The sequence below is a fragment of the Pusillibacter faecalis genome (genome assembly GCF_018408705.1).
Taxonomy (GTDB): domain Bacteria; phylum Bacillota; class Clostridia; order Oscillospirales; family Oscillospiraceae; genus Oscillibacter; species Oscillibacter faecalis.
The window spans coordinates 2,683,143-2,697,871 of sequence record NZ_AP023420.1 but is presented as its reverse complement, the minus strand read 5'-3'; the positions used below and the strand labels follow the sequence as shown (position 1 = coordinate 2,697,871).

Here is a 14,729-nt window from a genome sequence, read left to right as displayed (position 1 = left end):
ATACAAACAAAGCGGTACATCCAGGCAGTTACCACCACTTAATCAAATCCGTAACCTGATTTCGCAGGGCTACAAATTCAGGTGCGGCAATGTCCCTGGGCCTTGGCAGGCTGTTGGGAATTTCCGCCTTAATTTTTGTGGGTTTGTTCGTCAGAACCAGGATTCTCTCACTGAGGTAGACTGCCTCTTCAATGTTGTGGGTAATAAAAATCACAGTTGTTCCCACTTCCCTCCAGAGGCGAATCAGCTCATCCTCCAGCTTAAAGCGCAGTTCCACATCCAGTTGTCCATAGGGCTCGTCCATCAGCAGCACCTCGGGCCGCACAGCGAATGCACGTGCAATGGAAGCCCTTTGCAGCATGCTGGCCGAGAGCTGCCTAGGATAATACTCCTGAAATTTGGTCAGGCCCACCATATCCAGAAAATACTCTGTTTGTTCCTTGATATAGTCCTCAGGCATGTGTTTAATCCGCAGCCCGAATTCCACATTCTGGCGAATCGTCAGCCAGGGCATGTTAGAGTACTCCTGAAAAATATAGGCAATGTTGTGTCTTTTCAGATCAACGGCCTCCCCATTGATCAGGATTTCCCCAGACGTAACATCATACAGCCTGCTCAGGCTGTTCAGGAAGGTGGTCTTTCCGCATCCAGTGGGTCCCACGATACAGAGAAACTCGTTTTTTCGAACATGAAAGGAGAGATCGTCCAAAACCAGCAGATCTCCAAATTTTTTGGTCAGGTTCTTGACCACAACCTTGTATTCGTTTTCCACTCTGACACCTCCTATCATTCCGCAGGGTCCACAACGGCTGTGATGGTTTGCCGCAGGCGCAGAAATTCCGGGTCCGTATAGTCCCTGGGCCGCGGAAGGTCAATTTTGAATTCCTGCTTAATGGTGGCAGGACAGTTGGTCATCACCAGCACGCGGTCCGCCAGGTACAAGGCCTCCTCAATATGATTGGTGACAAAGATAATCGTCCGCTTCTCTGCCTGCCAGATACGCTCCAGCTCTTCCTGCATCAAATATCGGGTCTGCGCGTCCAGATGCCCAAAGGGTTCGTCCATCAAGAGGACCTCCGGCTCGTTGCAGTATACGCGGGCAATCCCCACACGCTGGCGCATACCGCCGGAGAGCTGAATCGGAAAACTCTTCTCAAAGCCGTTCAGGCCCACCAGGTCGATGTAGTGCTTCGCCCGTTCCCGCCGTTCCTTTTTTGCCACTCCACGGACCTTCGGGCCGTACTCTACATTGCCCATGGTGGTCAGCCAGGGAAACAGCGCCGTGGTCTGATACACCAGCCCACATTCTGGACCAGGCTTCGTTTTTTCCCTGCCGTGGATCCGGACTGTGCCGGAGGTGGCAGGTTCAATCCCGGCAATGGTTTTCAGCAGTGTCGTCTTTCCGCACTGCCCCGGTCCAAACAGCACCAGAATCTCATTTTGCATCGCCTGGATGCTGATATCCTTGATGACCTGAAATTCGCCGGTAGGGGTGTCAAATGTTTTGGAAATATGCTCGCATTCAATCACATAGCTCATCAATCCTGCACGCGACTCCAAGCGCAGAGCTTGGACTCTACTCCTCTCATGATAGTAGCCAACAGGAAGCCGACAACCCCAATCACGATGATGCCGACCATCACCTGCCCCATATCGCCAATGCTCTGCCCAGCAGTAATCAGCCAGCCGATGCCGTTGGTAGAGCGCACCATCTCGGCGGCCACCACCGCAGCCCAGCTGCTGGAAATCGCGATTTGAAGCCCGGTAAAAATATAAGGCACAGAGGACGGCAGCACAATGGATGTAAAAATACGCCGGTTGGAGCAGCCCAGCATTTTGGCGGCGCCGATCAGCTCTGGGTCCACGGCTTTCGCTCCTGTGTAGACATTGATGGTAACATTGGAAAAGCCGGAGACGAAAATAATAAAATACTTGCCGCCCTCCCCCAGGCCAAACCACACAATGGCCAGGGAAATCCACGCCAGCGGGGGAATGGGGCGAAGCAATTCAAAGATTGGACGAAAGATAGCCTCGCAGGTGCGGTTCCAGCCCATGGCAAGTCCCAGTAAAATGCCGGATACGGATGCGATGCAAAAGCCCACCAAAACACGGCGCATGCTGTTCCACATATGGCCCCAGATCGTCATGGGGCCGATTTTCTCATAGGTGGCCTCCATGAGCCTGGACGCCACCTCTGCGGGATTGGGCATCAGCTTTCCCAGTGTCGTGCCTTCCCTGGTGGCAAAAAACCACACTGACAAAAAGCAGGCAATCGCCAAAGTTCCCACCGCAAATTTGATCGCGTTGAATTTCTTTTTCTTCATGGCACATTCACTCCTGCTTGATGAAGATACGCTGGATTCTCTCAATGATCCAGCCCAAAACCGCTCCAGTGATGCCGACGGTGATCATGCCCACCAGAATAATGTCCGGGCGGTAAATTCCCCGCGCCTGGTTAATCATGAACCCAAGGCCCTTGGTGGCCGCCAGCAGCTCCGCCGCAATCAGGGCATTCCAGGAAGCACCCAGCGCTACCTTCAGGCCCGTAAAGATCATTGGCAGCGCGGTGGGGATGGCAATTTTAAAAAGGAGTTGGAGATTGCTGGCCCCAAAGGTCTGTCCCACCCAGAGATGAACGGGTTTTGTATGTTTGATGCCGGAGTAAGAGTTGATGACGCAAGCAATAAATGCTGAGAGGAAAATCACCATTGCCTTAGACAAAAGCCCAATACCAAATAGAACGATCATCACCGGCAGCCATGCGATACCGGGCACCGGACGCAGCAGATCAAACAAAGGCGTGACAAAATAATCGACAGGTTTAAACCACGCCATGGCAATGCCGAGGGGAACCCCAATCACAACGCCAATGAAGTAGCCGGATAGTGCGACCTTCATGCTCTCTAACGTATGTACCTGGAGCGTGGCGCCGTCCGGCTTGGTATTGGTAAATTTGTCAAAGAAGGTCTGCAGCACTGTGACGGGGCTTGGCAGTGTGGTTGGATCAAAGAAGTGGAAGACGTCGGTACTGAACTGCCAAATCAGCAAAAAACAGCACACAGAGCACACCGACAAAAGCGCGTATTTCCTGGCTGCCGCTTTCTTTCGCATATTGTTTTTCATGCCTGACTCCCATATCAAAAAAATTTCAAAAAATCTCGCCATGGGGCCCTGAGGCCCCATGACGAAACAGGTTGCCGCCGAGTCCGGTTATCCAGCAACGTCAAAGGTGATTCCCAAAGCCTCCTGTATGATGGAAGCATCGAAGGATGCAGCGACATTGGGAAGCGCTTCAGGCTCAATTTGGCCGCAGTCGCTATAGAACTGGCCGATCTTGACCATAGCGTTGCCGAACACATAGTCCTCCCCGCTCATATATGCGGTGGTAATGTAGTCATTGACCTTCATCTCGTTCCTCATATCCTCTTCGGAGTAGTCGCGGCCGTTATTCTTGAAATAATCCATGGAGGTGTTGTAGCGCAGCTCCTCATCAGCGGAAATTTCCTCCAGCGCCTTTTCATAGGCCTGCATAAATAGGACCAGCTCCTCCCGCCTCTCTTCAACAACCTCGTTGCGGGCAACGATCACATCCGTGAGAACAGTATCTGTAGTCTGCTCAAAGTTGCCGGCATTGACATAGCCCTCGGCCTCCAGTTGGAACGTATAGGGACGGGATGCGGCAATCGCGTCTCCCTCGCCAGAGAGAAATGCGGTCATGTCTGTGCCAAGCCCCACATTGACAAACTCAATGTCCGCCTCTGTCAGACCAAACATGCCCAGCCAGCCGTCCAGGTTGTATTGAGAAGATGTACCAGTCTGCCCCAAGACCGTGATACCCTTGACTGTGTCAGCAGAGCCATAGATCGTGGTTCCGTCCACCTCTGTTGCATGGTCCAGAATCGGGCTGTCCGGCCGAACATAAACCCCCATCGCACTAGACACCTGGGACTCACCGATCATCTTGCAGGTGCCGCTGGCCAGAGAAAAGATCATAGCCAGGCCAGAAACTCCCACATCGACTTCCTTGGCAGCAAGCGCCTCATTGATGCCAGCACCGTTTGCAAACTGGTAGAATTCAACGTTAAGCCCCAGCTCTTCAAAATACCCCTGATCGTAGGCATACTGCGCCGGCACATTGCCACCAAACGGCATCATGGCAACTCTCAGAACATCATATTCCTTGGCCCCATCTCCATCCGTTGTGTCTCCTGTTGAATCGGACGAGCTTCCGCAGCCCGCCAGCAGGGTGGCCGTCATGGCCATGGATAGCAACATTGCAAGAACACGCTTTTTCATTTTTTCTTCCGCTCCTTCATTTTTATTTTCAGGTGTGCCACACCCAGAAGACATTCGTGAGACAAAGGCGAAAAACGAACCCGCCAAATGCATTTTGTTTAGTAATAAATTATTTCATTTTGAAACTATCTTTTTTATAGCATACAGATTGGCCAAAGTCAATAATTTTATTGCTTGATAAATCCTAAACACTGTGTTATTTTATTAATATTCACAAAAATCGTGGAGGGAGCTTATGGAAAAACGCAGGCAGGAAATTGTAGAACTTGTAAAACGCGAAAGCGAGATCAGTTTCGCAGAGTTAAAACAGCATTTCCCAGAGGTTTCGGAAGTTACGCTTCGAAAGGACCTGAAATACCTGGATTCCACTCTGCAGATTATCCGTATCCACGGCGGAGCCAAGTCGTTGCCCGCAGCAATTGGGACTGTGGATAACTTTTATACACGCTCCACAAAGCATATTGAGGAAAAGAGAGTGATTGCAGCGAAGGCTGTAAAACTGCTGCGGCCAAATAACTCCTTATTCATAGCAGCTGGTTCCACCTGCGCGGAGATGACCAAGGTTTTGCCAGACATTCCCCTGCAGGTTTTTACAGACGGTCTGGTAACTGCCCTGGAGCTGTCCAAGTACTCCAATATCGAGGCAACCATGATCGGCGGGCAGATTAATACAGATTCTGTACGTTCCAGCGGCTTCAAAGTGTTTGAGGAGCTGAACAAGCTGCACTTTGACTTTTCTTTTCTCGGTACGGACGCCTATCGGCCGGATTTTGGCTTTGTCTGCTGTTCCGCTCATGCAGCCGCGCTGTTTCAAACCCTGATTGAGCGCTCGGACAAAACGGTTGTACTGATGGATTCCAGCAAGGTAGATGCCATCCGTGCAGCCCGCAGCATTCCAACCAACCAGGTAGATATTGTTGTCAGCGACGGAGGTCTGAGCAATGCTACGGCAAAAGCGCTATCCCAGGCAGGCGTCATGCTGCTATAACATTTTTGTTTCTGGGTGCCTGATAGCCTGCGTGCGCCAGAATGCGCCAGTGATGATTTCCCGTACTTTTATCTCATAAAGGAGGTCCTTCCCATGGAAATGCCGCAAAAACCACAGCCTTTAAATACGTACCTTGACCAGACGTTCACATGTTCCTGCGGCAAGGAGCACTACGCACCTTTGAAGGTAGTCCGTATTGGCCCAAGTGCCCTGAATGATTTGCCCCGGATTGCCAGGGAGCAGGGATTTCAGAGCCTGTACTTAGTCAGTGACGCAACGACGTATCAAATTGCCGGCAAGCGGTGCCTGGAGCTTTTGGAGGCCGCCGGCGCCAAAGCAAAGCTCATTCAACTGACACATACGGGATTCGACGAGGCAACCCTTGGTGAACTGGTCATTCACATGCCGGCAGACTGCGATCTGGTGGTGGCCGTCGGCACAGGCGCGATCAACGACATGGTCCGTTTTTTCAGCTTCAAAATGGGCCGCCCGTTTTTCACCGTGGCCACTGCCGCTCCCATGGATGGGTTTGCCTCCAGCATTGCCGCTCTGAATGTCAACCATTTAAAAACCACCTTTGAGGCTCAGACTCCTCTGGCCATTCTTGGTGATACCGAAATTCTCAAAGGTGCGCCCTATCGGATGATCGCCGCAGGCCTTGGCGATTTGTTAGGCAAATTTACCTGCATTTGTGATTGGAAGCTGGCCCGCCTCATCAATCATGAACACTATTGCAGCCGTATCGTGGAGCTGGTAGAAACCTGTGTTCGAGGCGTGCTGCAGGATGCCGGCAAGGCCAGGGAGCGCAACCCTCAGGTACTGGGTAATATAATGGAAGGACTGGTCCTCACCGGCGTCGCCATGAGTCTATATGGAAATTCCCGTCCTGCCTCCGGCTGTGAACACCACATGTCCCACTACTGGGAAATGATGTTTGAACAGCAGCACAGACGTCCTGTTCCGCATGGCATTCAGGTGGGTGTGGGGACCGTTCTGGTACTCAAGCTGGTGGAGGCCTTGCGCAGCACAATTGTAGATTTTGACGCTGCCCGGGCCAGTGCCATGGCATACGACCAGACCGCCTGGGAAGCTCACATTCGGACCGCCTATGGTTCTGCCACCGATGGCATCATCGCCCTGGAAGCGACAGCCCGGAAAAACGAGCCCACTGCCCGCCTGCGGCGTATTGACACGATGGAGGCTCACTGGGATGAACTGAATGCCCTTTTGACAGAGCTTCCCTCTTCCCAGACCGTGATGGATTTGCTGAAGTCTTTGGACGCTCCCTGTCTCCCCATAGAGATTGGTGTGGATGCCGATATGCTGCGCAGCACTTATCTCTATTGCAAGGAAGTTCGCGCCCGCTACACCATTCTCCAAATGATTTGGGATTTAGGACTGTTAGAGCCCCTGGCAGATCAAGTCATTGCGTCCCTATCAGTTATCCAAAAAACGCAGCAGACAGGCTCGTAATAGAGACCGGCAGGGCATCATAGATGCCCTGCCGGTCTCTATCAGATTCACAAGTTCCTGGTCTTTCCAGGTCCTTACGCGCTTGCGCTGCCTCCCTTGCCATGTTGTTTACCCGCGAACACCCAAGGGTTCATCCAAGATCACGTGTACCTCCAGTTCTATTATAGAGATAGAACCGCAGCAATATCACTGTTCGCCTTGCGCCGACAACATTCCTCTTCAGGAAAGGCTTATGGCCGCCTCTGATGAAGCGCGGCAAGCTGCCGTAGCCGGTCAATCACAGCGTCCAGAAAAATCCGATGTCCGCAAGCAGCCGCCCCCGGCGCATAGTAGACCTCTCTCCGCATCCGCCGGCAACCGCCGCCGCACATGGAGCGGTATGGGCACTGTTCACACAGGGCGAGCGGCTCTCTCTCCCGGGTGAGGAATCCGCTTTTCTGCGCCTGATCCCATACCTGGCGGAGAGACTCCTGGCAGAGGTTGCCTACCCGCCACTCATCCAGCACATAGAAATCACAGGGATAAACGCCGCCGTCCGCCTCCACAACGATCTGAGTCTGACAGCTCCCCACCAGGCCGCAGGCATTGCATTGTCCAACAGCCAGCAGGTTCACAAGGTCGTCAAACAGCTTGACACTGCGGTAAATCCCCTTCTGGTAGCTCTGGTACCACAAATCAAAAAGAGCTATGTAAAAGGAGGCGTACCGTTCAGGCGTCAGTGCATACGGTGTTTCCGCCTGATTCATGGGCCCCATGCAGGGCGTCATCTGCACAAAATGAAGATCTTGCTCCTCCATGAAACGCCAGACCTGCTGTGGGTGCCTGGCCAAGGTTTTCGTAAGCGTCATCAGCACATTGTACTCAATGCCAAAATGATCCAACCGCTGCTTGACCTCCAAAACACGTCGGAACGTCCCCTTGCGGGTATCGTCCAGGCGGTTGGCATCATGATATGCCGATGGGCCGTCTATGGAAAGTCCCACCAAAAATCCATGCTTTTTCAAAAAGGCACACCAGGCATCATCCAAAAGAAGCCCATTCGTCTGCAAGGCATAAGAGACCCGAACGCCGAGTGATTCATATCGGGAGACCTGCTGCACAAAGTGCTGGAAAAAGGGCAGTCCGGCCAGGGTCGGCTCCCCGCCCTGAAAGGCCAATGTCAAGATGTCTCCGCGCTCCAGGTCACGGAAGATGTTGGCGATGATCGCGTCGGACTCCTTCATCAGTCCATAGGAGGAAACATCCCGCAGACTGCTGACATCTGCGTAAAAACAATATTTACAGCGCATATTGCACAGAGAAGATGCAGGTTTTAGCATCACGGATAATTGTTTCATAGAACCTCCAGTATGTAGCATCTTGATTGTCGAAATTGATTATAGCAGAATACTCTGAGAAACTCAAACGGGAAATATGAAGCCGTTCCTCAGCCGCCCCATATCATGGGGCGAAGTATTAGAATTTGTGATCAGATGGGGGCCTTCCATGCCATGTGGTGATCCGCTTTTTGGAAAGCAGTCAAACCGCTTTTCCTCTGCGGTGGCAGATATCTGCCTTTTCCTCATATCATCCGTGGACACAAGTTAAAAATGCACGCTGCCGGTTTCTTAGCTGCCCCCACACGCCTCCCCTGATCTGTTTTTATTGGCTTTCAACAGCCGGGTAGCTCCACGGCAGATACGGCATAACCATATATCAGCAATTTGTCCTGCGTTGCGGCTGGCGATTTATCACAAAAAATGACGCGAAAAATATGCAGAACCGTACAAAAAAATTTTTTATAGGAAAAAGCATTGATTTTTGCAGAAAAATATAGTAATTTATGAGCGCAGATACATCAGATGATCGAATGACTCGAGCTGTTTTCACAGCGGCTCATTGAAGGAGTTTCTATGTCTGGATTGGACGGATTTACAGCTACCGGCCGCACAGGCGCTGTCGACCAGGTCATTGCCTACGTGCGGTATGCGGTCAAAAATGGAACCTATAATGTGGGCGACAAGTTGCCAAATGAAAGTGAGCTGGCAGCTACGATTGGGGTGGGTCGCTCTTCCCTGAGGGAGGGGATGCGGATTCTGGCTACATATGGCATCGTGGAAATCCGCCAGGGAGATGGCACTTATATCATTGATAAAACCGTGGAACGTTTCTTGGATTTTCTCGGATATATTCCCAGCTCTAATCTGCAAGATTTCATTGACCTGCGCCGCGTTATCGAGGTCGGCACGATTACAGTTGCCTGTGGAAAGCTCACGGAAAAGGATTTTCAGGACCTGGAAAATCTCAACAGCAGGCTTGATTATCAAAATGGCTTGGATATCTGCGTGCAGGCAGACCGAGATTTCCATATTAAGCTGATGAGTATTGTTCGTAACCCTCTTATCCTGCAGATTGAAAAAATGATTTACCAGACACGCAGTGAGCTGCTGTATAAACTGATGTGCTATCCGGATGTAGCACAGGATGCCCACACAGATCACGAAAAAATTATTGAAGCCCTTCGCGGTGGGCAGGTCTATGAGTGTGTGGAGGCTGTCATGGCTCATCTGAATGATGTATCCCAGAATATCGAGCGTTTAGGAATCAATCCCGCCCATCAGCACGAAATTTGACGTCCGCTCTCTTTGGGTGTCCTCCTCATCCAGGAGGGTGGAACTCTATAAGAATACGCCGCTCCCATGAGCTAGTGTAAGCTCAAATTGATCCATTTCAAACAATTTATCTCTCAAATTCATCAGATCAACATATGAATTTAAGTGATTCTTTTGTTTTCCCCAAAAGATAAGATGATATGATGTTTTGAGGGCGTTTATCCATTTTCTTCTGTTTAGGGTGTAGGGGGTTCCTACTTCTCTATAAAATCTGATAATAACCTTTGGCCGCGGTTAAACATCAGATGATCTTATCTTAAAGGCCAATTATAAAATCGGAGGGATGTTGAATGAGTCAAAAGGTTGTGATGACCGGAACATTGGGGGTGATGACAGAGTCAAACCTTCAGGTCATGAAGGAACTGCTGGAACGCAAGCTTCCTGGTGCAGAATTTCAGTTTTTATTTGACGCTCCGCAGGACGACAAGACGCTGATTGCCGCCGCCAAGGGTGCATCTGTGATGATTACCCAGTATCAGTTCCTCAGCGACGCAGTTTATGACGCCTTGGCTCCCGAGCTTAAGGCGGTGGTCGCTTTTGGCATCGGCTATAACAGTGCCAACCTGTCCGCAGCTACAGCCCATGGCGTCTATGTCTGTAATGTTCCTAACTACTGCCTGGAGGAGGTCGCCGTTCACGTGGTGGCTCTTATTATGGCGGAGCAGCGGAGAATGCCAAACCTAATCAAGTGGATTGAGGATGGAAAATGGGGCGGCGGTTATAAAGCAATCGCCCCCGTGCGACGGTTCTCCTGCAGCACCGTCGGTCTGTACGGCTTTGGCCGGATCGCGCGTTATGTCGCCAAAATGCTCTCCGGCTTTGGCTGCCGTGTCATTGCATACGATGCCATTGTTTCGGCAGAGTCCATCCGCGAAGCCGGTGTGGAGCCGGTAGACTTCGACACACTGCTGGCTGAGTCTGACTATTTGACGCTGCACGTTCCCCTGCTCCCCAGCACGGAGGGCATCTTCAACCGGGACGCGTTCCAGAAGATGAAGCCCACTGCCATCTTGGTCAATACCGCTCGCGGCGCGCTGTGCAATCCGGATGACCTCTATGATGCCCTGACCACCGGTAAAATCTACGGAGCTGCCATTGACGCGTATATCACTGAGCCTCCTGCGGGCGTGGAGAGAAAAATTCTGGAGCTGCCGAATGTGCTCTCCACACCTCATGTGGGCTATTACTCTGACGATGCGTTCAACGAACTGATTGAGCAGACTGTGGATGTAGCCATCCATGTTCTCAAAAATGAGGACCCCGGCACCCTGATTAACCGGGAGCTCTGGAAGCAATAACACAGCAAAATCCCATCTCCCGCGAACTTCATTCATCGTTGGCGCGTTAGAAAAGCAGCCATACCTTGAGGGAATATTAAAGGAGGAATGACTTTTGATCGCTGTGAAGAAATTTCTGGACAACATTGAAAAGTATATCATCTATGTCGTCTTGACGGTCCTGGTAACGCTGATGTTTGGACAGGTCGTCGCTAGATATGTCTTTGGCCTGGCATGGGGCTGGATGGAACAGCTGACCCGCCTGCTGTTCGTCTACGTCACCTTTGCAGGCATGAGCTACGCATGCAGGAAAAGTGAGCATTTGCGGGTGAGTTTCCTTGCAGAATTTCTCCCTGGCAAATACAGCAGAACCATTTTATTTCTGATCGGAGATATCCTGATGGCAGTCGTCTCCGCATATCTCTGCTACCGCATTTTCAATATGATGCTCCTGTGCTACCAGCAAAAACAGGTGTTCTCCGGCGCAACCTTCATCCCCGTCTGGGTAATGTATCTGGCCGGTGTGCTCGGTATGGGCGGCATGGCCATCCGAACGCTGCAATTTGGAATTATTCCGGCCCTCCGCTCTTTCAGCGGCTCCACTGAGGAGTCCTACGGAGATAAGGAATTGTCTGCGAAAGGAACAGGTGAGTAAAGATGGTCGCTTTGCTATTTATTTCACTGGCGGTATGTCTTCTTTTCACAGTGCCGATTGCCATCAGTCTCGCTTTGTCCTCCCTGTGCGTCATCTCTATCGGCTATCCGCCTGGCATGATGAACATGCTGGCGCAGTCCATGGTGACATCCGTTGATAATTACTCCCTGATGGCAATTCCCTTTTTCATGCTACTGGGAATCATCATGGAGAAAACCGGCATCGCTCAGGGCCTCATCAAGCTGGCCGAGCGCGTTGTGGGCTCCAAGCCCGGCGGTATGGGTACGGCAGCCATTGTTGCCTGCTGTTTCTTCGCTGCAATCTCCGGTTCGGGTCCTGCCTGTGTGGCTGCAATCGGCAGCATTATCATTCCTGCCATGCGCCGCCAAAACTATGACCCGGCTTACTGCGGCGCTCTGCTAGCCAGCGGTTCCACCATTGGCCCGGTAATCCCGCCCTCTATCCCCATGATCGTCTACGGCGCCACTGTGGGCGTCTCTGTCACCGGATTGTTCGCCTCCGGCGTGATTCCCGGCATTTTAATGGGGCTGGTGCTGGTCCTATACAACAAATTCGTCTCTAAGAAGCGCGGCTATGCGCCTGCTACCCAGGATGTTGAGGAGAAGGGCGCAAATGTCTTCAAGGAGGCTATCTGGGCAATCATCATGCCGGTCATTGTCCTTGGCGGCATTTATGCTGGCATCTTCACGCCCACCGAAGCGGCAGTAGTTGGCGTTGTGTACGCCCTGTTTGTAGGCAAATTCATCTATCACCAGCTGACCCTGCGCAAATTTCTGGATGGTCTCCTGGAGGCCTCCGTGCTTTCCGCCACCGTCATGATCGTGATGGGCGGCGCCAGCACCTTCGGCCGCATCCTGACCTTGGAAAAGGTCCCAACCCTGCTGACAGACACACTGTTGAGCATCTCCAGCTCTCCTATCGTCGTGATGCTGATGATGAATGTGCTGCTGCTCATCGCCGGTATGTTCATCGACACCACCTCCAACATCATTCTCTTTGCTCCGCTGCTGTGCCCTGTGGCCACCGCGATGGGCTTTGATCTGACCTATTTTGGTCTTGTGATGTGCGTGAACCTGTGCATTGGCTTCCTGACTCCGCCTCTGGGCGTCAACCTGTTTGTGGCTCAGAAAATCTCTGGAGCCAAGCTGGAGAGCATCATCAAGGAGGTCTGGCCCATGATCGGCATCCTGGCCATACTCCTGGTGGTTATCATCGCGTTCCCGGACCTCTCGCTGTTCCTGCCGAGGCTTCTGGGTCTGATCTCGTAAATTCAAGTTGTCTATTTCAAGCGAAAGCTTTCCGAAATCATATTATTGGAGGGAATTATTTGTGAAAGAAATCAGATGGCATGGAAGAGGCGGCAACGGCGGCTTCACAGCGGCACGTCTGCTGGGCTACGCCGCGTCTCTTCACTGCGGAAAGTACGCACAGGCCTTTCCGTCTTTCGGTCCTGAGCGCCGCGGCGCGCCGGTCCTGGGGTTCACCCGGATTGACGACGCCCCCATCACAGACCACAGCCAGGTCTACTCCTGCGACTGCGTGATTGTTCTAGACGAGACGTTGCTGGAGGTGGTAAACATCCTGGAGGGGCTGAAGGAGGATGGCTCCGTCTTCATCAACTCCACGCTTCCGGCCGAGGCGTTCCGCAAACGCCCCGGGTTTGACAAGGTGAAAAATCTCGTCACTATCGACGCCACCGCCATCGCTCTCCAGGAGTTGGGTGCCAACATCGTCAACACCATCATGATGGGCGCTGCCGTCGGCGGCACTGATCTGGTCACGCCGGAGGCGATGGCCGCCGCGATTGACGGCTCTATGAGCCCCTCCCTGCGGGAGAAAAACAAAAAGGTCACACAGATGGCCTATGACATTGTAAAAGGAGGTATGGCAAAATGAAGCCGCAGCGCGACATTGACTTTCATGCGCCTGATTCCATGGAGACCATTCCCTTCGGGGCGAGTTTCCCCGCCGGCCACCTGGTGAATCCCAACTCCGGCTACCGCACGTTTGCCCCCAAATTCAACCACGAGCAGTGTATCCGCTGCCTGTTCTGCTTCGTCTACTGCCCCGAGGGCGCGATCTGCAAGGACGGCGAGCAGCTAACGGTGGATATGGACTACTGCAAGGGCTGCGGCATCTGCGCTCACGAGTGCCCGAAGAAGTGCATTGAAATGGTAAAGGAGGCGGAGTAAGGATGGGTACGAAAGCATTTTTGTCTGCCAATGAGGCTGCGGCCCACGGCGTTCGGCTGGCAAAGCCCCAGGTGATTGCCGCCTATCCAATCACGCCCCAGACCACGCTTGTGGAGAAGCTGGCGGACTTCATTGCTGACGGGCAGTCCGACGCCCGGTACATGATGGTGGAGAGTGAGCATAGCGCCATGGCCGCCGCCCTGGGCGCGTCCATGATGGGAGCCCGGACCTTCACGGCCTCCTCCTCACAGGGTCTTCTGTACATGTGTGAGATGCTCAGCTATGTCAGTGGCGCCCGTCACCCAGTGGTGATGGCCGACGCCAACCGCTCCACCGCCACGCCCTGGAACATCTACGGCGACCAGCGCGACGCCATGGCCATGCGGGACAGCGGCTTTGTGCAGCTCTATGTGGAGAGCGGCCAGGAAGCTCTGGACACCATGCTCATGGCCTACCGTCTGGCAGAGGACCCCGAGGTAATGCTGCCCGTTATGGTAAATCTGGACGGCTTCACCCTAACCCATACCTATGATCTGGTAGACATCCCCGACCAGACGGATGTAGACCGCTTCCTACCTCCCTTCCAGACCACGAATAAGCTGGATATGAACAACCCCATGACGCTCTGCGCCACAGTGGGCCCCGCCTATCACACCGAGGGCCGCATCCAGCAGTGCCTGGCCTTTGAGACCGCCAAGCGGAAAATCCAGGAAATCGACACCGAGTTCGGCAAGATCTTCGGCCGGACCTATCATGGCATGTACGAGGAGTATTGCTGCGAGGACGCCGACCTGGTACTGGTGGCCAGCGGCAGTGTGGCTGGCACTACCCGTGTGGTGGTGGACGAACTGCGCGGACAAGGCCGCAAGGTTGGCATGATCAAACTCAAGAGCTTCCGCCCCTTCCCCAAGGAGTTCTTTGCCTCTATCGGCGGAAAATTCAAAGCCTTAGGCGTCATTGACAAGAGTGTTTCCTTCGGCTATGACGGCACGATCTTTGGCGATGTCAAGTCCTCCATGTATGGGCAGGGCAGCACCAAAACCGCCAACTTCATCTGTGGTCTGGGCGGTCGCGATGTCTCCAAGGATATGATCGCGGAGATGTTTGGCGTGCTTCAGAATCTGAGTGACGGCAAGTTTGAAGATGAAGTTCAGTTTATTGGAAAGAGGTGGTAAC

General features: G+C 52.7%; 15 protein-coding genes. 9 read left to right on the top strand and 6 right to left on the bottom strand.

Annotated elements, in window-relative coordinates; translation table 11 throughout:
* Nucleotides 1–28: 28 nt before the first annotated feature.
* The 5 genes from KJS55_RS13640 to KJS55_RS13620 form a co-directional block, all read right to left on the bottom strand.
* Complete coding sequence (locus tag KJS55_RS13640) at nt 29–790, bottom strand: ABC transporter ATP-binding protein (RefSeq protein ID WP_213543554.1); 762 nt, start codon at nt 788–790, stop codon at nt 29–31.
* A complete protein-coding gene (locus KJS55_RS13635; protein WP_187030594.1) occupies nt 787–1,539 on the bottom strand; it encodes an ABC transporter ATP-binding protein in 753 nt (250 codons plus the stop codon). The genes KJS55_RS13640 and KJS55_RS13635 overlap by 4 nt, the downstream gene beginning before the upstream one ends.
* Nucleotides 1,539–2,324 (bottom strand): ABC transporter permease, encoded by a 786-nt coding sequence (locus KJS55_RS13630; protein WP_213543553.1) that lies wholly within the window; start codon nt 2,322–2,324, stop codon nt 1,539–1,541. Before KJS55_RS13630 ends, KJS55_RS13635 begins: the two co-directional genes overlap by 1 nt.
* Nucleotides 2,325–2,331: 7 nt before the next feature.
* Nucleotides 2,332–3,123 (bottom strand): ABC transporter permease, encoded by a 792-nt coding sequence (locus KJS55_RS13625; RefSeq protein WP_228300544.1) that lies wholly within the window; start codon nt 3,121–3,123, stop codon nt 2,332–2,334.
* An 87-nt stretch (nt 3,124–3,210) separates the two neighbouring features.
* Nucleotides 3,211–4,296, bottom strand: coding sequence for an ABC transporter substrate-binding protein (locus tag KJS55_RS13620; protein WP_187030591.1), 1,086 nt, complete (start codon nt 4,294–4,296; stop codon nt 3,211–3,213).
* A gap of 235 nt (nt 4,297–4,531) precedes the next feature.
* On the opposite strand from KJS55_RS13620, the gene KJS55_RS13615 reads away from it, so the two are divergent.
* Together KJS55_RS13615 and KJS55_RS13610 are read left to right on the top strand one after the other, a co-directional pair.
* Nucleotides 4,532–5,284, top strand: coding sequence for a DeoR/GlpR family DNA-binding transcription regulator (locus KJS55_RS13615; protein ID WP_187030588.1), 753 nt, complete (start codon nt 4,532–4,534; stop codon nt 5,282–5,284).
* Between the two features lie 93 nt (nt 5,285–5,377).
* The gene (locus KJS55_RS13610; RefSeq protein WP_213543552.1) at nt 5,378–6,757 is read left to right on the top strand and encodes a sn-glycerol-1-phosphate dehydrogenase; all 1,380 of its coding nucleotides are present in this window, start codon (nt 5,378–5,380) and stop codon (nt 6,755–6,757) included.
* A 230-nt stretch (nt 6,758–6,987) separates the two neighbouring features.
* On the opposite strand, the gene KJS55_RS13605 is transcribed toward KJS55_RS13610, so the two are convergent.
* The gene (locus tag KJS55_RS13605) at nt 6,988–8,094 is read right to left on the bottom strand and encodes a radical SAM/SPASM domain-containing protein (protein ID WP_187030583.1); all 1,107 of its coding nucleotides are present in this window, start codon (nt 8,092–8,094) and stop codon (nt 6,988–6,990) included.
* 555 nt (nt 8,095–8,649) lie between these two features.
* Here KJS55_RS13605 and KJS55_RS13600 point away from each other — a divergent pair.
* The 7 genes from KJS55_RS13600 (at nt 8,650) to porA (ending at nt 14,728) form a co-directional block, all read left to right on the top strand.
* Complete coding sequence (locus KJS55_RS13600) at nt 8,650–9,369, top strand: FadR/GntR family transcriptional regulator (protein WP_187030581.1); 720 nt, start codon at nt 8,650–8,652, stop codon at nt 9,367–9,369.
* A 329-nt stretch (nt 9,370–9,698) separates the two neighbouring features.
* The gene (locus KJS55_RS13595) at nt 9,699–10,706 is read left to right on the top strand and encodes a C-terminal binding protein (protein ID WP_213543551.1); all 1,008 of its coding nucleotides are present in this window, start codon (nt 9,699–9,701) and stop codon (nt 10,704–10,706) included.
* Nucleotides 10,707–10,809: 103 nt separating this feature from the next.
* Entirely contained in the window at nt 10,810–11,340 is a 531-nt protein-coding gene (locus KJS55_RS13590; RefSeq protein ID WP_228300572.1) for a TRAP transporter small permease, read from the top strand.
* Between the two features lie 2 nt (nt 11,341–11,342).
* Nucleotides 11,343–12,629, top strand: a complete 1,287-nt coding sequence (locus KJS55_RS13585) for a TRAP transporter large permease (RefSeq protein ID WP_213543550.1) — start codon at nt 11,343–11,345, stop codon at nt 12,627–12,629.
* A gap of 61 nt (nt 12,630–12,690) precedes the next feature.
* Entirely contained in the window at nt 12,691–13,257 is a 567-nt protein-coding gene (locus tag KJS55_RS13580) for a 2-oxoacid:acceptor oxidoreductase family protein (protein ID WP_187030573.1), read from the top strand.
* Nucleotides 13,254–13,553 (top strand): 4Fe-4S binding protein, encoded by a 300-nt coding sequence (locus KJS55_RS13575; protein ID WP_187030571.1) that lies wholly within the window; start codon nt 13,254–13,256, stop codon nt 13,551–13,553. Before KJS55_RS13580 ends, KJS55_RS13575 begins: the two co-directional genes overlap by 4 nt.
* Before the next feature lie 2 nt (nt 13,554–13,555).
* Nucleotides 13,556–14,728 carry a pyruvate ferredoxin oxidoreductase gene (gene porA, locus KJS55_RS13570; RefSeq protein ID WP_213543549.1) on the top strand — a complete coding sequence of 391 codons (1,173 nt, stop codon included), beginning with the start codon at nt 13,556–13,558 and terminating at the stop codon, nt 14,726–14,728.
* Nucleotide 14,729 lies beyond the last annotated feature (1 nt).

What these genes read in the sequence shown, in the direction of transcription:
- KJS55_RS13585 (WP_213543550.1), top strand. Translation starts at nt 11,343, where the DNA reads ATGGTCGCTTTGCTATTTATTTCACTGGCGGTATGTCTTCTTTTCACA.
- KJS55_RS13605 (WP_187030583.1), bottom strand. Translation starts at nt 8,094, where the DNA reads ATGAAACAATTATCCGTGATGCTAAAACCTGCATCTTCTCTGTGCAAT.
- KJS55_RS13620 (WP_187030591.1), bottom strand. Translation starts at nt 4,296, where the DNA reads ATGAAAAAGCGTGTTCTTGCAATGTTGCTATCCATGGCCATGACGGCC.
- KJS55_RS13630 (WP_213543553.1), bottom strand. Translation starts at nt 2,324, where the DNA reads ATGAAGAAAAAGAAATTCAACGCGATCAAATTTGCGGTGGGAACTTTG.
- KJS55_RS13615 (WP_187030588.1), top strand. Translation starts at nt 4,532, where the DNA reads ATGGAAAAACGCAGGCAGGAAATTGTAGAACTTGTAAAACGCGAAAGC.
- KJS55_RS13600 (WP_187030581.1), top strand. Translation starts at nt 8,650, where the DNA reads ATGTCTGGATTGGACGGATTTACAGCTACCGGCCGCACAGGCGCTGTC.
- porA (WP_213543549.1), top strand. Translation starts at nt 13,556, where the DNA reads ATGGGTACGAAAGCATTTTTGTCTGCCAATGAGGCTGCGGCCCACGGC.
- KJS55_RS13610 (WP_213543552.1), top strand. Translation starts at nt 5,378, where the DNA reads ATGGAAATGCCGCAAAAACCACAGCCTTTAAATACGTACCTTGACCAG.
- KJS55_RS13635 (WP_187030594.1), bottom strand. Translation starts at nt 1,539, where the DNA reads ATGAGCTATGTGATTGAATGCGAGCATATTTCCAAAACATTTGACACC.
- KJS55_RS13595 (WP_213543551.1), top strand. Translation starts at nt 9,699, where the DNA reads ATGAGTCAAAAGGTTGTGATGACCGGAACATTGGGGGTGATGACAGAG.
- KJS55_RS13640 (WP_213543554.1), bottom strand. Translation starts at nt 790, where the DNA reads ATGATAGGAGGTGTCAGAGTGGAAAACGAATACAAGGTTGTGGTCAAG.
- KJS55_RS13575 (WP_187030571.1), top strand. Translation starts at nt 13,254, where the DNA reads ATGAAGCCGCAGCGCGACATTGACTTTCATGCGCCTGATTCCATGGAG.
- KJS55_RS13625 (WP_228300544.1), bottom strand. Translation starts at nt 3,123, where the DNA reads ATGAAAAACAATATGCGAAAGAAAGCGGCAGCCAGGAAATACGCGCTT.